Source organism: Methylomonas sp. LL1 (assembly GCF_015711015.1).
Lineage (GTDB): Bacteria > Pseudomonadota > Gammaproteobacteria > Methylococcales > Methylomonadaceae > Methylomonas.
In genome coordinates this window covers 43,391-62,283 of record NZ_CP064652.1, presented here as the reverse complement: position 1 = coordinate 62,283, position 18,893 = coordinate 43,391, and the positions used below count along the sequence as shown (strand labels likewise).

Annotated in this window: 16 protein-coding genes and 1 pseudogene; 4 read left to right on the top strand and 13 right to left on the bottom strand. The window is 50.6% G+C overall.

Annotated features, from left to right (window positions below; translation table 11 throughout):
* Nucleotides 1-8: 8 nt before the first annotated feature.
* From IVG45_RS00255 to IVG45_RS00240, 4 genes are all read right to left on the bottom strand, one after another.
* Nucleotides 9-1,556 carry an efflux RND transporter periplasmic adaptor subunit gene (locus IVG45_RS00255; protein ID WP_196433921.1) on the bottom strand — a complete coding sequence of 516 codons (1,548 nt, stop codon included), beginning with the start codon at nucleotides 1,554-1,556 and terminating at the stop codon, nucleotides 9-11.
* Nucleotides 1,553-2,914 (bottom strand): TolC family protein, encoded by a 1,362-nt coding sequence (locus IVG45_RS00250; RefSeq protein WP_196433920.1) that lies wholly within the window; start codon nucleotides 2,912-2,914, stop codon nucleotides 1,553-1,555. The genes IVG45_RS00255 and IVG45_RS00250 overlap by 4 nt, the downstream gene beginning before the upstream one ends.
* Before the next feature lie 94 nt (nucleotides 2,915-3,008).
* Entirely contained in the window at nucleotides 3,009-3,464 is a 456-nt protein-coding gene (locus IVG45_RS00245; protein ID WP_196433919.1) for a hypothetical protein, read from the bottom strand.
* A gap of 255 nt (nucleotides 3,465-3,719) precedes the next feature.
* A complete protein-coding gene (locus tag IVG45_RS00240; RefSeq protein WP_230874548.1) occupies nucleotides 3,720-4,553 on the bottom strand; it encodes a LysR family transcriptional regulator in 834 nt (277 codons plus the stop codon).
* Nucleotides 4,554-4,668: 115 nt separating this feature from the next.
* On the opposite strand from IVG45_RS00240, the gene IVG45_RS00235 reads away from it, so the two are divergent.
* Genes IVG45_RS00235 through IVG45_RS00225 form a run of 3 tightly spaced genes read left to right on the top strand, consistent with a single transcriptional unit; the run spans nucleotide 4,669 to nucleotide 6,546 of the window.
* Nucleotides 4,669-4,995 carry an EthD family reductase gene (locus tag IVG45_RS00235; RefSeq protein ID WP_020485765.1) on the top strand — a complete coding sequence of 109 codons (327 nt, stop codon included), beginning with the start codon at nucleotides 4,669-4,671 and terminating at the stop codon, nucleotides 4,993-4,995.
* A gap of 44 nt (nucleotides 4,996-5,039) precedes the next feature.
* A complete protein-coding gene (locus IVG45_RS00230; RefSeq protein ID WP_020485764.1) occupies nucleotides 5,040-5,627 on the top strand; it encodes a hypothetical protein in 588 nt (195 codons plus the stop codon).
* A 34-nt stretch (nucleotides 5,628-5,661) separates the two neighbouring features.
* Nucleotides 5,662-6,546, top strand: a complete 885-nt coding sequence (locus IVG45_RS00225) for an alpha/beta hydrolase family esterase (RefSeq protein ID WP_020485763.1) — start codon at nucleotides 5,662-5,664, stop codon at nucleotides 6,544-6,546.
* 70 nt (nucleotides 6,547-6,616) lie between these two features.
* Here IVG45_RS00225 and IVG45_RS00220 read toward each other — a convergent pair.
* The 4 genes and pseudogenes from IVG45_RS00220 to IVG45_RS00205 form a co-directional block, all read right to left on the bottom strand.
* Nucleotides 6,617-6,961: pseudogene (locus tag IVG45_RS00220) on the bottom strand (Y-family DNA polymerase); the annotation flags it as partial.
* A 236-nt stretch (nucleotides 6,962-7,197) separates the two neighbouring features.
* Nucleotides 7,198-8,997, bottom strand: a complete 1,800-nt coding sequence (locus tag IVG45_RS00215; protein WP_020485760.1) for a hypothetical protein — start codon at nucleotides 8,995-8,997, stop codon at nucleotides 7,198-7,200.
* Nucleotides 8,998-9,715: 718 nt separating this feature from the next.
* Nucleotides 9,716-10,333, bottom strand: a complete 618-nt coding sequence (locus tag IVG45_RS00210; RefSeq protein ID WP_020485758.1) for a recombinase family protein — start codon at nucleotides 10,331-10,333, stop codon at nucleotides 9,716-9,718.
* A gap of 785 nt (nucleotides 10,334-11,118) precedes the next feature.
* Nucleotides 11,119-12,057 carry a DNA-binding protein gene (locus IVG45_RS00205; RefSeq protein WP_064027898.1) on the bottom strand — a complete coding sequence of 313 codons (939 nt, stop codon included), beginning with the start codon at nucleotides 12,055-12,057 and terminating at the stop codon, nucleotides 11,119-11,121.
* Nucleotides 12,058-12,282: 225 nt separating this feature from the next.
* Here IVG45_RS00205 and IVG45_RS00200 point away from each other — a divergent pair, with 225 nt between their 5' ends.
* Nucleotides 12,283-13,653: an SEC-C metal-binding domain-containing protein gene (locus IVG45_RS00200; RefSeq protein ID WP_196433918.1), complete on the top strand. Its 1,371-nt coding sequence runs from the start codon at nucleotides 12,283-12,285 to the stop codon at nucleotides 13,651-13,653.
* A gap of 35 nt (nucleotides 13,654-13,688) precedes the next feature.
* Here the strand turns inward: IVG45_RS00200 and IVG45_RS00195 are convergent, their stop codons facing one another.
* The 5 genes from IVG45_RS00195 to IVG45_RS00175 form a co-directional block, all read right to left on the bottom strand.
* Nucleotides 13,689-14,000: an integration host factor subunit beta gene (locus IVG45_RS00195; protein ID WP_196433917.1), complete on the bottom strand. Its 312-nt coding sequence runs from the start codon at nucleotides 13,998-14,000 to the stop codon at nucleotides 13,689-13,691.
* Nucleotides 14,001-14,088: 88 nt separating this feature from the next.
* Entirely contained in the window at nucleotides 14,089-14,364 is a 276-nt protein-coding gene (locus IVG45_RS00190; RefSeq protein WP_064006702.1) for an HU family DNA-binding protein, read from the bottom strand.
* A gap of 443 nt (nucleotides 14,365-14,807) precedes the next feature.
* Nucleotides 14,808-15,200 (bottom strand): Cu(I)-responsive transcriptional regulator, encoded by a 393-nt coding sequence (gene cueR, locus IVG45_RS00185; protein ID WP_064009730.1) that lies wholly within the window; start codon nucleotides 15,198-15,200, stop codon nucleotides 14,808-14,810.
* Between the two features lie 69 nt (nucleotides 15,201-15,269).
* Nucleotides 15,270-17,483 (bottom strand): heavy metal translocating P-type ATPase, encoded by a 2,214-nt coding sequence (locus IVG45_RS00180; protein WP_197491497.1) that lies wholly within the window; start codon nucleotides 17,481-17,483, stop codon nucleotides 15,270-15,272.
* Nucleotides 17,484-17,616: 133 nt separating this feature from the next.
* Nucleotides 17,617-18,441: a class I SAM-dependent methyltransferase gene (locus tag IVG45_RS00175; protein WP_196433916.1), complete on the bottom strand. Its 825-nt coding sequence runs from the start codon at nucleotides 18,439-18,441 to the stop codon at nucleotides 17,617-17,619.
* Between the last annotated feature and the right edge of the window lie 452 nt (nucleotides 18,442-18,893).

Here is an 18,893-nt window from a genome sequence, read left to right as displayed (position 1 = left end):
CCTGGGGATTAATGCGAGTGCTCGGCACTGCTTTTGCCTTGCTCGGATTTAATGACAAAGCTGCCGTTAACCGCGTATTCCGTGCCCGGCATCAGTCCGGCTGCGATTTCGGTGACTTTGCCATCGGAGAGGCCGGTCGTAACCGGTTGGGCAACAAAGCCACCCGGCACGCGAATAAAGATCGTCGCTTGATTTTTCACCATCTGAATGGCATCACTGGCGACCGCTATCGGAACGTCGCTTTCCTTGGCGGGCAGATCGACGGTGATAAACAAGCCGGGCCGCCAGGCCATCTGCGGATTATCGAGCGTGACCCGTGCCGTGGCGGTGCGGGTTTGTTCGCCCATCAATGCGCCTACGTAGGACAAGGTGCCGGATGCGGTAGAGTCGAATGCCGTGGCCTTGATGGTGACTTGCTTGCCAACCTGGACCACATTCAAATCCTTCGCCGAGACGATAATTTCCGCCCATACCGTTGATAAGTCGGAAATGGTGAAGATGCTGGCGTCTTCCTTGACCGCTTCGCCCAAAGCAATATGCTTCTCGACCACCATGCCGTCGAACGGTGCACGAATTTCATAACGGTTGAGGCTGCCGCTATTGGCCGGTACCGTGGGGCTTGCGCCGAGTGCGATCAATTTTTGCTGGGCGTTTTGAACGGCAATTTCCATTTCCCGCATCACTTGCCGGGCTTGCAAATAATCCTGCTCCGCTGAGATTTTCGCCTCCCATAAATGTTTTTCCCGCGCAAAGGTGGTGCGAGCCAGTTCCAGACGTTTTTGCGCCGACAATAACTCGCTACGCTGTTCCGATAACGCCGTACTGGCAATCACAGCAATCACTTGGCCTTTTTCCACTGCTTGACCGAGATTAGCGGAAATGCTCTCGACGACACCGGCCAGACGCGGTACCACATGCGAGGTTTTGTCTTCATTGAAGCGAATTTCACCGGGTAGCTTTACGGCGCTGACGATGTGGGCTGGGCCGGCAGTTTGCAGCGAGATACCATTTTGTGTGATTTGCTGGTCGCTCAGGGCTACTTTGCCTTCTTCCTTGCTAAAGACAAAATCAAACGTCCGGCTGCCGTGCCTGGCGGTAATATTAGCGGCAAAACTATGCGGCTCATCAATCGCCTGGATGCTTTGCCAATACGACTTTTCGGGCTCGAATTCGATCTGCTGTTGTTCACCGCTCGGGCGTGTCAACCTCATGGTGAGTTGTACAGCCGTGGGTTGCAGTGGTTTATCCTGATCAAACGCATAAATCTGGAAGCGTGGTTCACCGCCTTCTTCACTGAGCACGATTTCCAGTTTGAAGTCACCGTCACTGTAAACGGCGCCACCGTGCAGCCCTTGATCCTGTTGGGTTGCATCGGCGTGCTCATGATCCTCATCGCTGTCAGCATCATGGGGCTTTGCGGTTGCATGGCTTTCTTCGCCGTGTTCCTCTCCTTCCGGCATCGACTTGTCGATGTTCAAAATGAATAGGCTGAGCAGGAGACCGACAGCAATAATCGCGGTAATAGCGATCCATTGTTTTTTGTTAATCGTGTTCATGGTGATACCTCGGGTTGGCTGTCCGCCACTGTCTCGTTCATGCCGCTGCCAACCAGACGTTCTACGTCAACCACGGACTTGTGATAATTGGCCAAGGCCACTAAATACTGGTTTTTGGCGCTAAACAGGGTGCGCTGCGCGTCGAGCACATCCAGAAAACCGAACTTGCCCAAGCGATAACCTTCGCGGGCCGCGTCGTAGGCACTTTGCGCACCGGGCAGAATCTCTTGGCGTAAGGTCATCACTTCGGAATGGGCGGCATCCAAAGCCTGATAAGCGGTGTTCAATGCGGTGGTAATACGTACCTCGGTGTTACGCATGTCCTGTTCCGCTTTGCTCAACCGATGCTCGGCTTCCTGAATGCGGCCTTGATTGCGATCAAACACCGGCAAGGGCACCGAGAAACCCACCACTAAGGCGTAATCATTGGGCATCAGATATTTAGTGGCGCCGACGGTCGCGGTCACATCCGGGATGGCTTTGGACTTTTCCATGGAGATGAGTGCCTGACGTTGGGTAATTTCGGTGGCCCAACGGGCTAAATCGGGATTTTTGGAGAGGCGTTGCGCCAATGAATCCAGGGACGCGGGTATTTGGATGTTTTCCAAATTTCCGCTCACCGTCTCAAAACGCGGTGTAGTGCTACCCCAGCCAGCGGCTAAACGCTTGCGGGCGGCTTCCAGTTCCTTCTGGGCTCGCATCAGCTCAATTTGCACCGAAGCGCGAGCAACTTTGGCCTTGGTTTCTTCAACGGGCGATACCTTGCCTGCCTGCACTCGTGCAGTGGTTGTTAAGGTCGTCTGATTCGCCAAATTATGCGTTTGTTGGGTTAGCGCCAAGCGCTGCTGAGCCGCCAACACGTCAATAAAGGCTTGAGTCACTTGGGTAAGCACATCGGCACGTTTGGCTTCGTAATCCCAATCGGCGAGCTGCTTGGTCAGCGCGGCGGCTTCGATGCGTGCGGTACGCTTACCGCCCAACTCGATCAATTGACTGAGTTCCAAGGTAACTGAATCGCCATCGAAGCCCTGAAGAACCCGATTACCGAAGTTCGAAGCATTAGCGTTGAAGGTGGGATTAGGGAGCAATCCGGCTTGTAGGGTGGCGGCTTCCTGTGCGCGGCTCTCCCAGGAAAAGGCCGACAGTTCCGGGTTCTGGGTTAATGCTAAAGCAAGGGCTTGAGATAAAACCAAGACGCCGGTCGGTTCCTCGGCGATGGGCCGACTGGAATCACTCGGAACCTGATAGTCCGGTTGAGCCGACGACAGCGTGCCGTCAGACGAATTGGCATCTACCGGACCGGCAATGATGAAACAACACAATGCGATGCCAAATGACCGCATAGAATTCAGGAACATGGAAAACTTCTCCGTAGCATAGAGATAACGTCAGCAAAAAACACAGGCATTAAACCTGCGATTTTGGCTGGTAGGTTGCAGCTAGGAGATGGGGCTAAATCAGTAAAACGATGCTGCGCAGGGCGAGCAGCCGGGGATCGGTGAACGGTGGATCGAAAAATATCGGTTGCCGAATAAAAGATCGGCCATGAAGCGCCAAGAGCGAAAAGAGGAAAAATATCGGCAAAAGCCCGCTATCAAGCGCTATTTTTACAAAATCCGTTAATGACAATGGGATGTGATCATCGCCATCCAGAGAGATGTCGGTGCATGGGGCGTTACAAGGTGTATCGCCGCCGGTGAAATGGACACCGGCTGCATCGCTGAAATGGTCGTTTTTGTCCGGACCGATGCCATGATCATGCCCGATATGCTCCACAGCGACATGGCCATCCACCCCAAAACACAGCACAAAGGCCGACGCATCGCGATGACCTAGGCCAAAATGACCAAGGATAGCGAGGATCAGCACGATAGAGAGCCAATTTTTGGAGTGTCGTAAGGCATTCATGTCTAATAAATTTATCACACGAAAGCATTAATACCCAGTTTTTTGCCGTTGTACACACAGACGGCTGGATTTGTCAGTTATCGACTTTTGAGAGAATAGCTCATTGAGTTATACGGATTCACGCAGATGTGCAGCTGTGTCCGCTTTCTGGTTATGACTGAACCTTGAGTAATTTTTGGACTTCGAACTGGCTGCAAGGGACCGTCAGCAATGATTCGTGGTGCATGGAAAATAGCCATTCCGGACCGTCGGTGTTCAGAAGAGACCAGTTCGACAGATTAAAATGGCGGCTGGTGACACGACTGCTTGTTTTACCCCTAAATACCGGGTTTTGAGCTTATCGCCCCGCTTCGGCACACTGAATTCCGGCATCAACGCCACGCCTAACCCGGCCCGCACCATGCTCAATATCCATTCCTCGCTGTTGCTTCTATAAGCCGCATAGAGATTGATCTGCCGGCCCAGGCAAACGCCGCGCAAGGTTTCGCGTAATTCGCAGTTTAGGCGATCCAGATAAGGCTCGGATTGGATGGTCGCCAAATCGATGACCTCCAATTGATTGAAGCGATGCTTGTCGTTAAAAACCACTACATAACGCTCCTCGTACAGCTTTAAGGACTGTAAATGCGCCGGCAGCGGCGAGGTCGGCGCACTGACCATCAAATCCAGCCTTCCCTCATCCAATTGCTGCGCCAGATTACACTCGTTATCCACCACCAGTTCCAATTCCACATGCGGCCGTTCTTGCTGGAAGTCGGCAAAGAACGTGCTGAGATGTTGCGCGGCAATAGTAGCCATCACGCCTATGCGCAGCGGCACGGTGTTCAAGCGGCTGAAGCGGACAGCCTCGGCCTTGATGGTTTGCGCCTCGTGAAAAATCTGCCTCAGGGTCGGCTCCACCAAACGCCCCAGCGATGTCAAACGACAGCCGCTGCGTTCGCGGCTGAATAACTCCCCGCCCAGTTCGTCCTCCAGCTTTTTAATTGCTTGCGTCAACGACGGCTGCGCAACAAAAGCCGATTGCGCGGCCCGCGTAAACGATCCCTTATCGCATACCGCCAGAAAATAGCGTATTTGTTGCATTTCCATATCTACCCCAATTGAATAGGAAAAACCTATTGTTTCATAGAAAACCGGTATTTTACTAATTGGAAAAATAGGCGTTTCATAGCATCTACTTTTTACAAAAACATTCGAGAAACCTATGAAAGCAGCAAAATTAATTGTGATGTACCCAGTACCGACCGATCTGGAAACCTTCGAACGCCGCTATGCCGACGAACACGTGCCGATGGCCGTGGAAAAGTTGGCTGGGAAGACCCGCTTCGTCGCCTCTCTGATCAAATCCAATGCCGACCAAAGCGCCGCGCAGTTTCATCGTATCGCCGAAGTGTACTTCCCATCGATTGGCGATTTACAAGCCTGCCTAAGTTCGCCCGGCGGCCAGGAAACGGCGGCGCATGCGGTGGATATTTCCAGCGGCGGCGCGCCGACGTTTTTGATTTCCGAAGTGGAAACCTTCGATTTCTAATTGCGTTGATCAGCTTAAGTTAAATGCTTTGCTGGAGGAAACCGATGAACACCGGACATAACCGTTATAAAAGCCAGGGCGCAAAGATAGCCTTGATCTTGGCGCTAACGTGCCTACCCTTGGGCAATATCCACGCTCATCGCGGCGCGGCCGAAGTGGTCGACAACTGCAATGCGCGAGTGGGCTTTGAACGCGTGCATCTTACGGCGTATACCCCGACATTGTCCGGCAACCTGGAATACTGCAACATCATTCCAGGCGTCGGCCCCACCAAGTTAGTGTTCGATTACGAGGGCAAAAGCCTGCGCCATGTCAGCGTCGAATTCGAGATCACCAAAGAGCCGGATGGTACTCGGGTGTTTTATCGAGAACCACAAAAAGTCAAAACCGGCACGGCGAACCTCTCGGTGGACTTTAGCCGTTATGGCGCCGGCAATTACTTGGCGCATATTGCTATCGTTGATAAGGATAAGCGCCTGGATACCCATATTCCGTTCTCCGTCGGGCTGGAGTCGGTGCCGGGTAAAAACTATACGCCGCTGCTGATAACGATAGCCAGCCTGTCTTTGCTGGCTTACGGCTTGTTCCGGGCCGCGTTAAAGCATACGCCCGAGCAAAATCCGGAAGCCTAAACCCAGCGCCGAACCCATCAAGGGAGCCATCAAAATGAATATTGCACAGTTAAAGTCCTATCTTCTTGAAAGCAATCGTTGGCAAAAAGTCTTGTTCGGATTGCCGGTAATAGCGCTGGCCGGCATGCTTTGGCTGGATCATAGCGGCGTTCCGGTGGAACTAGGGCAAACCGTTTACCGACCGGATATGCCGCGCGGCACTTGCCAGCCTGACCTATTGAGTGGCGATACCGGAGAAACGTACGGAGAAGAAACCGAAAACGGCATAAATTACAACGTCCGCACCCCTAAGAATTATGATGCATCGATAGCCCATCCTTTATTACTGGTATTTTCACCGGCGGGTGCGAATCGCGCCAAAACGGAGAAGATGACAGGATTCACCTTACCCGCAACCCGCTCCGGTTTTATCGTTGCTTATGCCGATCATCCCGAGCTTTCGCCGAGCACCACCGTGGAACTGGGTACGATCCCCCATGCGATGGCTAAAAAATGGTGTATCGATGAAAAACAGGTCTATGTAACCGGTCATTCCGATGGCGGCACCTCGGCAATGGCTTTAGCTTTTATGACCGGCACCCGGCACATTCCTACAGCAATCGCCCCCAGTGCCGCCGGCGTAACCTATGAGGACTTACGCGACCGCAAATGCCCGGAACCCTTGCCGGTTATGATTATACACAGCAGCAAGGACCGGCTGTTTCCGGGTTACGGACAGCAAACAGCCGGCTGGTGGGCGGCCTGTAACAAATGCGAGCCGATTCCCGATACGATCGGCAACGGTTGCGTGGCTTATTCCGGTTGCGCCAATGGCGTAAAAACCGTGTATTGCGAAGGCGACAAACCGCATGCGCAATGGCCGGAACAGCGTAGCGATGCCATCATCGATTTTTTCTTGCATCACCATACCAATATGTAACCGGCGGCTGCGAGACAATGAACACTATCAATTCTGATGGCTTACTGTATCAAAAAATCAGCTGTTGCGGGCCAATCCCCCAGACCTCGTTGACCGGTACGATACGCATTAGCTTTTCCCTGCGCAACTGGTCCGATACATCCAATACGCCGTGAGTTTTGGGCCATTTCTTGGCGGCGAAGTTAGCCAGTTTGGCCAAGGTCTTGGTCGGCCCCATGCCGACACAGACTGGAATGCCGGTCGCGCGGAACACCGCTTGCTTGATGCGCTGTCCGTAAGCAATCGGGTCGGATTGACACGGATAGACGCCGGTCAAATCAAGAAACGCTTCGTCAATTGAATAGATTTCCATGCAGGGGGTAAAGGTCCCCAGGGTCGCCATGACCCTGGTTGACATGTCCGCATTTATGTGAAATTAAAAAGCAAGCTATTTTTGAAAACAAACAGTTATCATTTTGACGAACGTCAAAAATTGGTTAAAATTTTAATAAAACCGACTTTTCAACAGAATCGGCCATTATGCCGCCAGACGAATCAAAAGCGCCAATGGCAAATGTCCAGCCAAAAGCAGCTGTAGGGGGGTGAATTTACGAGTCGCGCCAATCGCTAAAGTGCGGTGCATGCTGTTAACCGCCTACGGGCTAGAGACATTCACAAAGGGCTACGGGCAACTATTTTGTCACCTTCAACTTTGAGAAGGAATTTTGTTGCGCCGTGTTTATCCTGTACCAACGATTCTACAGAACGGATATTCGCGTCAATTTCACTTCTAGTATATGTAATTTCTTCTATCAATTTGTCTTGCCACTTTAATAAATCCAGTTTTCGTTCATTAAGCGTTTGCGCAGTATTGGTAATTGCTGAAAGGCTGCGGATTTTTTTATCCATTTCAGCAATGGTCTGCTTCACCAATTCGCCATCAACATTTAGCACTGCAAGTGATTCATCAATATTCTGTTTACGGCTTTTTGCAATTTCTTCAGTTCTAGGAAATGCAAGCAAAAGCTGCCAACCACATGCGCGTGCTCGAATGCAAAGGAACAGTTGCTGATATAGGTTGAAAAGTTCATTCTGATGCTTCTTTATCAACGCCTTCATCCCTTCCGTACCAAATATATGACCATCTTTTAGATTTTCGATTTCATGATTTTGATTTTTAATATCCTTCAACAAATGATTTCTAATAGAAAGCAACTCACCTTCATATTTTTCAATTTGGTGTTCATAAGAATCTCTTAACTCACCAGCCAAAATTGAAGGGGCTATTTGTTTGAAATAATCGACCGCTCCTGTTATATCTGTTTCTCGTTTATCTTTCTGATGCTTATGAATATCATCAACTGTTTTTTTAATTTCAGTCAATTTTTGGCTTATATCTGCCAAATGTTTTTGAGCGACAATTACAGATGCAACCTGAAATAATGCGCCCGCATTAACAATTTTCTCGAGGTTCTCTGGAGAGAGTAGTTTCGCCTGCTCTGTAATACGACCGTTAGAACCTATAACATAGCCTCTTAATTCATCGGTGCTATTTTTTACTGGTGTCAAAGAGTCCAGCCGAATATTCACCTCTACATATTGCGTCGTAGCAATATGCATCTTGGTGACCATGCTGGGAACTGCTTGCAATAGTGGATTAAAACTGCTAATTCCTGTGCCGTCAGATTCTGAAACAGGTTGCCAATTTACGGGAGAGTGTTTTGAAATTTTAGCCAAGGCAAATGTCAGAACAGGTTTATCAGCATCTTCCCCGATAATAAGCGGTGAATCACGATTTACGACTAATTGACTATTGGTTGACGCACTGACATTAGCGATTTGTAACGTTTTCTTCCTGTGGTTTTCGATGTAGTTGAGCACTTTCCACCGAAGATATGCAATGTGTAAAACACAGGGAATAGTCACTTCAAATGCCGGGTCAGCAACACCTTTAGCAATTAAGCCTACGCCAACTGGTACAGCGATTGTTCTAATAGCAGTTGCAAAAATTGTTGCAGTTCCTACACCAGTTGTAACTATGCCGCCCGTAGTTGCGTATGTATCCCTAGCCTTCTTTACAGCGGCTTGTTGATTAACCGGACTAAGAGCTTCCCAACCATAAGGAAGGCAAATTCTTAATAAATTTGATTCATTATCAAGAATTCTTCCTTTAGTTGATGGAATGCCTATCTTCTGACAAACATCAAATAAAACCTCATCATAATCAGGCCCCACCCCTCCGCGAGCTATATTGCTTACCGAATTTCCGCCATAAAGTCGAATTTCGCTCGCGATTAATTTGGTATATTTTGTGTGATCTGGACTATGCCTTTTGTAGATATCATCAGTTACAAGATAATTCGAAAGCTTATCGGTTATATAGCTAACCAGAGGAGCCAAATCCTCGTTACTGCAACTTGCTAGTAAGCTATATAAGTCGCCTGATTTGATTTTTGAAAACACGTCATTCATTGAATTTTTCTTATCCCATTTAAACCAGAAGTCGATAGCCTGCTTTGATTAGCGATAGCGTATCCGGAGGAATTGTTGGCTTCGAAATGTGCTGTTACGCAAGCTAATCTACATTTTGAAGGGCAGCTTATTTGCCTTTTCCTGTCACCGCAAATTAAATCTTATCTGACAGCTCATAGGGGTCGATCGCGACATTTCGCCACTTTCAAAAGCTATCATTCACTACTGACGTAATCGTCTCGGAATCGGTGGCTGGATTGGGGTGGAATATGCAGGGCGCCCCAGAATTCGGAAAAAATCGTCCGCCAAGGGGATGAGGTGTCCGGTTGTGCGAATAGACGTTGAGCCGGAATCGGCAAGAAATGCACGAACCCAGCTAACTCTGACGCTATTTCTCCGTTCGTACAGACACCAAGTCGATGTGTGCTCCAATCTGACACCCTCTGATTGGCGTTAGACACAGTTCGTCGAATTTGCGCATGGTACGCTTATCCATGACGCCAGCCTCATGCAAGCCTTCGGCGGTTTCATGTACGGAGACCATCAAACGGCTACGGTATTCTTTTTTCATTGCAGATCACCTCTATCAATATCTGGTTTGTCAATGCGCAGTCCAGTGCCGCTTCGTCATACTTCTGCATTGCCAGTCGCCAATTTCCGCAAAGCAACCCTTGCCTTGCAGGGGCATGAAAGCAGACCACTTGAACAGGATTATAATTTAGTGACTGCCCTTATGCTCTGCCCATATGCGCTTGACCTGGCTTTGGCTACATCCAGCCAGCTCAGCGGTCCGTTTGATAGTATGTCCTGCTCCACGCAGCGCAACGATACGCTGATGTGTCGTGGTATCAGGGATGCGACCCGCATACTTACCGGCGATCTTGGCAAGCTGAACACCTTGGCGCTGTCGCTCTCGGCGAGTCTCATAGTCATCACGTGTCATTTGCAGGGCAAGTTTAAGTAATAATTCCTGCACCGACTCCAAAACGATCTTGGCCACACCGTCGGCCTCAGCCGCAAAATCGGATAAATCGACTAGGCCCGGCACAGCCAGTCTTGCTCCCTTGGCCCGGATTGATCCAACCAGTTGCTCGGCTTCGGCCAAGGGAAGCCGACTGATGCGGTCAATTTTCTCAGCTACGACGACTTCGCCTGATTGTAGGTCTGCAATCATTCGTAGTAGCTCGGGCCGATCAGCACGGGCACCCGAAGCCTTTTCACGGTAGATGCCGGCGATGTAATACCCTTCTGCCCGAGCACTGTGGACGATTTCGGTTTGACGGGTAAGGTCTTGTTCTTCGGTACTGACGCGAAGGTAGATACGAGCAACTTTCATGGTTGGATGGCCAAAATGGGTATACTTAATTTAGCCCAGTATAAATCATATGGCCAATAATTAGAACCGCAATGTAATTTGGCCATCACCTACTTGGCTATCTATTTTGGCTACTACCGCTGTCAGAAGACGACTGCAAGAATATCAGAAGCCAACTTCATTACTTAAGATACCTTTTAATATAGGTGGGTTGGCTAGAAATCTTTCGGGGAGAGAGTGCGAACATAGGGTTCGACCTTAAAACAAAAATAACTAAAAAATAAGCCGGCATGTCGCAACTGACAGAATTACTTATTGTTGATTAATCTGCTGACATCAACTTTGACCATCCGCTGACTGCAGCTTTGAAAAGTGACAACTTTAGTACATATTTTTTAAGCCCTGTCCGAAACCGGTCGATTTTGGACATTTATGTCAGAAGATGACTGCACTACTTTTGTTACCATTAATATATAGGGTGTCATTTTCAGAGTCCGGCTTCAAACATCAAGCCCCCCCCAGACACGACCATGCCAATCCCAGACTCATTGCCCTGACCTTCTAAGGTCCAACAATGACAGACATGCACCATGCGGCTCTTTTATGCCCAACAAATAATCACGGGCAGTATAGGTGTGCGCCCAGTAATAAGAGCGAAAGCCATACGGTTTAACAACCGAGCCTTTAAAGCCAATGAAAGTCCGACAACGATAACTGCTTATCCATCGATGCATCACTTCTTTGGCCTGTTGCAATTGATTCACGTTCATCATCACTGAGCCCTCCGTTTTTAGCCACAAAATGCCTTATACCTTTTTCGGTTTTTCGGTTTTTTCCGGTTGCTGGTTTCCAATGGCCTGCATCAACTGAGCGGCCTGGATTTTCATGGCTTCCAATTGGCCTGTTAGCTTGGCAAGCTCTTCTCGGGTTTTACCCGCCTCCCCTTTGGCGCCATCTCTTTCCGCCTCAAGCTTTATCAGCTTATCGGCGACTCGCTGTAGCTCAGTGGCAGCCCTTTTTCTCTCTTCCTTATGGGACTCTTCGGCGGCTTCCGCCTTAGCCTGTACTTTAGTCAGTTCCGTTTTCACTTTATCCCGTTCTACCGCCAATTCTTGTGCCGCCCGCTTTTGATCCGCCAATGCTTGCCGGAATTGTACTTGTTCGGCAACATGCTGCTCGCCCGCTACCTTCGCGTTTTTTTCGACCGCCTCTAGCCGTTCGCGTAAGGTAGCCAGTTCAACCGCTTTAGCTTGGTCAGCCGCTAACACCTCGGCCAGACGTTTTTCCAACTCCCCTACCCTGGACCGCTCTTCCGCCAGCATAGCCTCTAACTCATCGACAGCCTGCGAAGCGTCGGCAAGTTCGCGCTCTGCCTGGGCCTGCTGTTCGCCCGCAGCCCGCAAGACATCCGCCACACGGCGCTCTTGGGTCTTGACGGCTTTGTCATTTAACTCCACGGTCAGCGCGTTGATTTTGTCCACCAAGGCCTTGGTCATGGCCGCCAAGGTTTCAGCGACCTCTACGGGCAGCTCTGCTACCGGCTCTGCATTGGTCACCGACTGACTGACATTGTGCTTATCCCAAACTTCTTTAAGTCTTTTGGGATCGCCACCGCCGGTGATTTTGCGCAATGCAAAGCCCGTTACATTCCGATTGGCCCTCACCAATGCCTCGCCGGCTTCAATAATGCGCTCATCGGTTATATCGGCGGGACGACCCACTGCGGAATCAAGCTCTTCTTTCATGACGGCCTCCATCAATTTGACTGTGTGTATAGTCTAGCACAAATCAAGTAATTAAGAAATAAAGAAATAAAGAAATAAAGAAAGTAATAAATTAAACAAGAAACAACGAAAGAAAACAACTATAAAGAAAGTAATTGGAAAGGAAGAAAGTCGTGTCGGGTTACCGGGCTATGCTGCAAAAATTTCAATGCAATAATCCTGGGGTTGGCTTAAAGTCACCCTGACATGAAAAAACTAGGCCGAAACGATCCCTGCCCTTGTGGCAGCGGTAAAAAATATAAGCAGTGCTGCTTGAAGACAGCAGACGCCCAGATTGCGCATGATCGGGCTGAAGCCGTCCCGAAAGCCATCCAGTGGCTCTTCACGAAGTATGAGCAGCCGGCCCGTGCCGAGATTGATGAAGGATTTTTTGGGGGACTCGACGACGATGAATATGCCGGGCTTCAGGAGCTACCCGAGGACTCGTATACCGGCATTATGATCAATGCCATGGAATGGCTGCTGGCAGATGGCGTGCTGACCCTCAAAGACCAGGACTTTCGTGTTGCGGATTTGTTACTGGGAAAAGGGGGGCCGCTATTGTCTGCTGAACAGCGACAATGGCTTGAGCGTCTCACGGCCATCCCCCTCAGGCTTTATGAAATTGTGGCGATGGTGCCCGGCAAATGCCTGACATTAAAGGATGTGATGCTACCCGAACGCCCGCCCGTTCTCGTCCAGGAAAAATCGGGCTCACAACAAGCCAACCGGTACGATCTGATCGCGGCACGCATTGTGCCGTTTGACGCGCATTTTGAACTGTCCGGCGCCGTTTACTCCTTCCCCCGCCAACAAAGCTGGGATTTGTTGAAAGAACTCAAAGACGAATTAGAGGGCGTCGATCCGGATTCTGCTCTCGCCAAGGAAATCACCAGTGCCATCATTCCGTTTCACTGGCTCCAGTTATTTGTCAGGGCTTTTGAAATGCCGCCAGTGGTTGATCGTGTCACGGGTGAATCGCTGCTGTTCGTGACTGATCATTACCGGGTTCTGGACTGGGACGGATTGGACCAGGCCTTGACCAGTACAGCGGATGTCGAAGGCAATCGAGATGCGGGTTGGAGTCGTATTTTTGTAGGCGAAGATGGGCTGACACGGCGAAGTCTCAGTATTCATCCCGGCAAACGTCAGGATCGAATCAAAGTGTCCTATCATACGCAACAGTATGCGGACGAAGGCAGACCTTGGTTCGAAGCGGTTTCAGGCACCACGGTGACCTTTATCAGCCGGGAACTGGCCGCCCCCAAAGGCATGCTGGCAAATATGCCGCCTCATGACATGCCTGAAAGGTCGGAACCGATACCCCTGCCACCCGAGATCATAACCGAACTCATAGAGAAGAGAATTCGGCAGCTTTACGCTGACTGGGCTGACAAGCCAATACCGATATTGAACGATCAAACGCCGCGCGAGGCCATCAGAACCCCGGAAGGATTGGAACAAGTCAAATTCTTGCTGCACACCTACGAACATGGCGAAGCCCAACAGGCCAAAGCGCAACACCGCCCTGCGGTTTCCTATGAATTTCTTTGGCAGTCAGTAGGGATCGCGCCGTAAGTACCGGGGAGGGTTAATCTGGTCCCAGGACAGGGTTACAGGTCTTTAATGGTGGGGAACGCCAGTTTCGAAGCATTGACCCGGTTGCGCAAATCAAGGCCCGGTTTAAAGTGAACGGCATGTCGATTGGGCACACTGACAGACTCCCCCGTCTTGGGATTCCTACCGATACGGGCTTGGCGGGGAATCGTTGAAAAACCACCAAATCCACGAATTTCAATGCGTTCGCCAGTGGCGACAGCAGTAGTCAAAACCTCAATGATAGTGTTGACGGCGAGCTCTACGTCTTCTTGCAGCAGGGTTGCTTGCTTGGCGGCCAGCGCCACGATCAGTTCCGATTTTATCATCTGAAATGTCGAATATTCGACAGTGAGTTAATCGCCGAATCATAGCGCAGTTTCAAGAGGACTTCGAGCCACTCAACGCCCTGAGAATTTAACCGTTAACGGCGTCTTTTAAAGCCTTTCCGGCTTTAAAGCCAGGTAGTTTTGCCGCAGCAATGGTCAATTCAGCGCCGGTTTGCGGATTGCGGCCTTGACGCTCGGCACGTTCCTTGACTTCGAAAGTGCCAAACCCCACTAACGATACCGAATCCCCGTTTTTCAAGGTATTTTGAATGGCACTGAGGATGCCATCCAAGCCCCGCCCGGCATCGGCTTTACTGAGATTCGCATGGCTGGCAATGGCGTCAATGAGTTCGGATTTATGCATGGTTTCCTCAAAAGGTGGGATGTAAAAACTAGGCGTTGATGATCGCAGTTTCAACATGTTCCTTCAAGCAAATCAGTCTGGAAGGCGTGTAAACCGGAACCGCAAAATTTTTGTACCAGTAGCGAATGTCGGCTTATAAAATTCGCAAATTGTCGCAACCGACCCTTTCCTGCCTGTCGCGTTTCTCAAAACCGGCCAGTCGGCCAAGTCAAGAATCTGCGAACTGGAGGTCTACAAAGCAGCCATTGGCGAACTAAACCGATCGGCCATAAGAGACAATTAGAAGTTTCGCTGTAATGGCAGTTGTAGAGTTTACAACGGCCGATCAACTGCTTTGCCATACTTAATCTGGAAGGTCTTTTTATTCACCCTAGTAAATGTGAATTACCCGATTGCATTACCGGACAGAAACAAATCCGAGGGATTGAATAGCTTTAAACCAGCTACTGGCCGAGTACCAATGTATCTATAATCGGGCAATACGGTTTATTGTCTCCGCTACAGGTTTGCGCCAACCGAGCCAGAATGTCGCGCATTTCAGTCAATTCGGCAATGCGTCGGTTCAAATCGTCGACATGGGATTGGGCCAGCGCTTTGACATCAGCGCTGGCCCTCGCCGGGTCTTGCCATAGCGAAACCAGATCGCGGATTTGGTCCAGCGAAAACCCCAGACCCCGAGCTCGTTTGATCATTCGCAACACCTGCAAATCGGTGTCGTTGTAGGTCCGGTAGCCCGATACGGTGCGCACGCTTTTTCTAATCAGTCCGATACTTTCGTAGTGACGAATCATTTTGGCGGATACGCCGGTCATTTTCGAAGCTTGGCTGATATTCATCGATCACTCTCCAACATGGATGGACAGAAAGCTGCGGGCGGCAAGTTCGCCGCCCGCAAGCAGGTTTGGTTAATGCCTGACGACCTGCAAGAAGCCGGCAGGTTTCCAAGTCCTCAGCAATAAGGCGTTGCCAATCACGCTCAGCGAACTGAATGCCATCGCCGCTCCGGCCAGTTGCGGGTTGAGTAAACCCAGAGCCGCCAATGGGATGGCAGCGAGGTTGTAACTAAACGCCCAAAACAAATTTTGCTGGATTTTGCGGTAGGTTCGCTGTGCAATATCGAGCGCGGCACCTACCAGTATCGGGTCGCCGTGCATCAGCGTAATGCCGGCAGACTGCATCGCGATATCGGTGCCGGTCGCCATGGCAATGCCAACGTCGGCGACTGCCAGTGCCGGCGCATCGTTGATGCCGTCGCCAACCATTGCCACATGGTGGTTCTGCTGTTTCAACAATTCCACTTGATAGGCCTTATCCGCCGGCAATACTTCGGCAACTATGTCGCTGATGCCTAAAGCCTGGCCGACTGCGTTGACGCTGCCGCGATTATCACCGCTCAACAATACGGTTTGGATATTCAATGCCTGTAATTGTTTGATGGCAGGATATGCAGTCGTTTTGAGTCGGTCACCAAAGGCCATCATGCCTAGCAATCGTTTTTGCGGCGCATCCATCGCCAGCCAGGACACCGTATTGCCGGCAAGCTCCAAGGCCTGGGCACGTTCCGCCAGATCACCTAGATCAATGCCCAATTCAGACATCAAGCGGCTATTGCCCAAACGCAAATCTTGGTTATTCACTCGTCCGGATAGCCCTCGTCCAGGCAAAGCCGTGACGGCATCTACCGGCAAGGTTTGAATCTGTAACTCATTTGCGGCTTTGAGCACCGCCTTTGCCAAAGGATGCTCGCTACCAGTTTGCAGCGAAGCGGCCAGCCGCAACAAGTGTTCGCGGTCGATACTCAACGGTACGGCTTCGACCAAGTAAGCTTTTCCCTGCGTCAAGGTTCCGGTCTTGTCGAAAATAACGGTGGTAATACGATGGGCAATTTCCAGCACTTCAGGGTTTTTGATCAGTATTCCGTGACGGGCGGCAATGCCGGTGCCGGCCATCAGCGCAGCGGGCGTTGCCAACCCCAACGCACAGGGACAGGCAATCACCAATACCGACACGGCGTTGATAATAGCGGTTTCCATGGCGGCACCATGCAACCACCAACCCAGCCAGGTCATCACGGCAATGGCTAGTACCACCGGCACGAACCATGCGCTGACCTTATCCACCAAATGTTGAATCGGCGCCTTGGTCAATTGCGCGTTCTCGATCAAGCGAATCATTTTTGCTAATGAAGTCTCCGCGCCGACCGCATCGGTATGCACCAGCAATAAGCCTTCGCCGTTGATGGCGCCGCCGGTCACCTTATCGCCGGATTGTTTGGCGATAGGCATACTTTCGCCGGTAACCATCGATTCGTCGATATGGCTACTGCCGTCGGCGATGGTGCCGTCGACCGCGATACGCTCGCCGGGGCGGACGACGACCAAGTCGCCGACGCTGACGCTTTCAATCGCAATTTCCAACTCTCGCTTGCCGCGTTTGACACGAGCGACTTGCGGCTGTAACGCTTGTAAAGCCGTAATCGCCGAAACGGTTTGCCGTTTAGCCCACGCCTCCAGCCATTTGCCAGTCAACACCAAGCTAATCACCACCGCTGACGCCTCGAAATACAGATGTGGCGCCATACCGTCAGTCGAGCTTGTCAATTGGTAAACGCTCAAGCCATACGCCGCACTCGTACCCAGAGCCACCAGCAAATCCATATTGCCGGCACCGGCTTTCAGCGCTTTCCAGCCCGCCCGGTAAAAACGCGCCCCTAGTACGAACTGGACCGGTGTCGCCAAACCCAGTTGCAACCAGCCCGGCAGTGAAACTTGAGTACCGAAAGGCTCGAGTAGCATCGGTGCCAGTAACGGTAGCGACAATAACACCGACACCAATACGGCCAATCCATCTCGCGGCTTTGGTTTGCTTACCGGTCGCTCCGGTTTGGCCGAGGCGCGATAACCGATAGCGCTAACTGCGTTTATCAGCACGCTGGCATCGACTGCCGTATCGGTTTGGACTAAGGCGCTTTCCGTGGCTAAATTTACGCTGGCTTGCTGTACGCCGGGAATCTTATTCAGCGCCTTCTCGACACGCCCGGCGCAGGACGCGCAGGTCATCCCCTCTATCGACAAGTGAACCGAACGATCTGCCGCCTGGCTGGAGTTATGGGTTTTCATGATCAAGTCTCCTGTTGTAATTGACTGTGATCAAAGTGTTCGGCTTACCACGATGGGAAGGTCAATAGTTTTTTGCGTTTTTTAGTTACGGGCATTTATTGAAAAAAATCGATACTGGGAAAGATGCAAGGCTCTAAACGAGTGGTTTATTGACGATGGCATAAATCACATTGGCTGAAATCTCGGTAACCGATTGACTTGCCAAGTGGTGGAGATTGGCCTGTTTCACTTTCTGTAACTCTTCCCCATTCAACTGCTCCAAGGTGCCCCGATATCCGCTACCCATCGCCAATATCCACCAATCTTCAGGCTCAGACAGAGCGTGAGTCGCGTCTTCGGCAAAAATGTCCACTTCGGTTAAACCGGCCGAGGCCAGCATCTCCAACAATCCTTCCGGTGTGGAAATGCGATCCCAAGGGTTGAAGTCTTTATACAGATCAGGGCGTTGATGGCGAATGGCTTGCCAAAGCGAGGTGTTGGCTGGCTCGAATAACTCAGGCCCCCAGGTTGTAATTGCCAGGCGCCCGCCAGGCCGGACTTGGCGCCACAATTCTCTGACCGCGGTGGCCATATCAGGCATGAAAAATATCCCAAACACGCAAATGACGGCATCGAAATAACCATCGGGATAAGCTAACGCGAACATATCGCCGACCCGAAACTGTATATTCTGCAGACCTTCGGCTGAGGCTTTTTCAGCCGCCCTTGCCAATAATTTTTCTGCCAAATCGACGGCTACCACTCGGCCATCTGAGCCAACCTTACGCGCAGCCGGTAAGGCTGAAGCGCCGGTTCCGGAACAAACATCCAATACCTTGTCGCCCTTAATTAACCCTAATCGGTCAACGGTGCTGGTGCCAAAACGACTCCAAAACGTGTTGGCCGGATGATCGAATAAATCGGCAGCGGTGTTATAGGCGTGCGCGGTTTTCTTATTGACTTGTGTATGTGATTCCATTGCAACCTCCTAAAAATCATTTGAATCTTAATCATGGATAGCTACTTTGTATCAGGGGCCATCTGGATGGCATCAATCTAAAGGTTTACATAGTTGGAAGGTCAAGCAGAATTAAGGCTTAGCGATGATCGTCAGATGAACAATCAAATGCGGACAGTAAGCGGATACCGAAATGACTACTGAGGGTCGGCAGCACTCAGTGACGACTGGTGGTCTAAACACATACAAAGATTCACATATCATCATTCATAAGCTAAACTCAGTTTCATGGTGAAACAGCGCTTAACCACAATCCTCCTGGTACTGATGGCTATCATGCCTGTTGCGGTAGCGTTTGATCATTATTCCGAGTTTGCTAGTCAGTTGTCTGCTTCACAAATCATTGCCGCCGCAGAGATGAGTGACTCAAGTAATTCGATTTCACCTCATTCCGATCATTGCCAGCCTGCAAA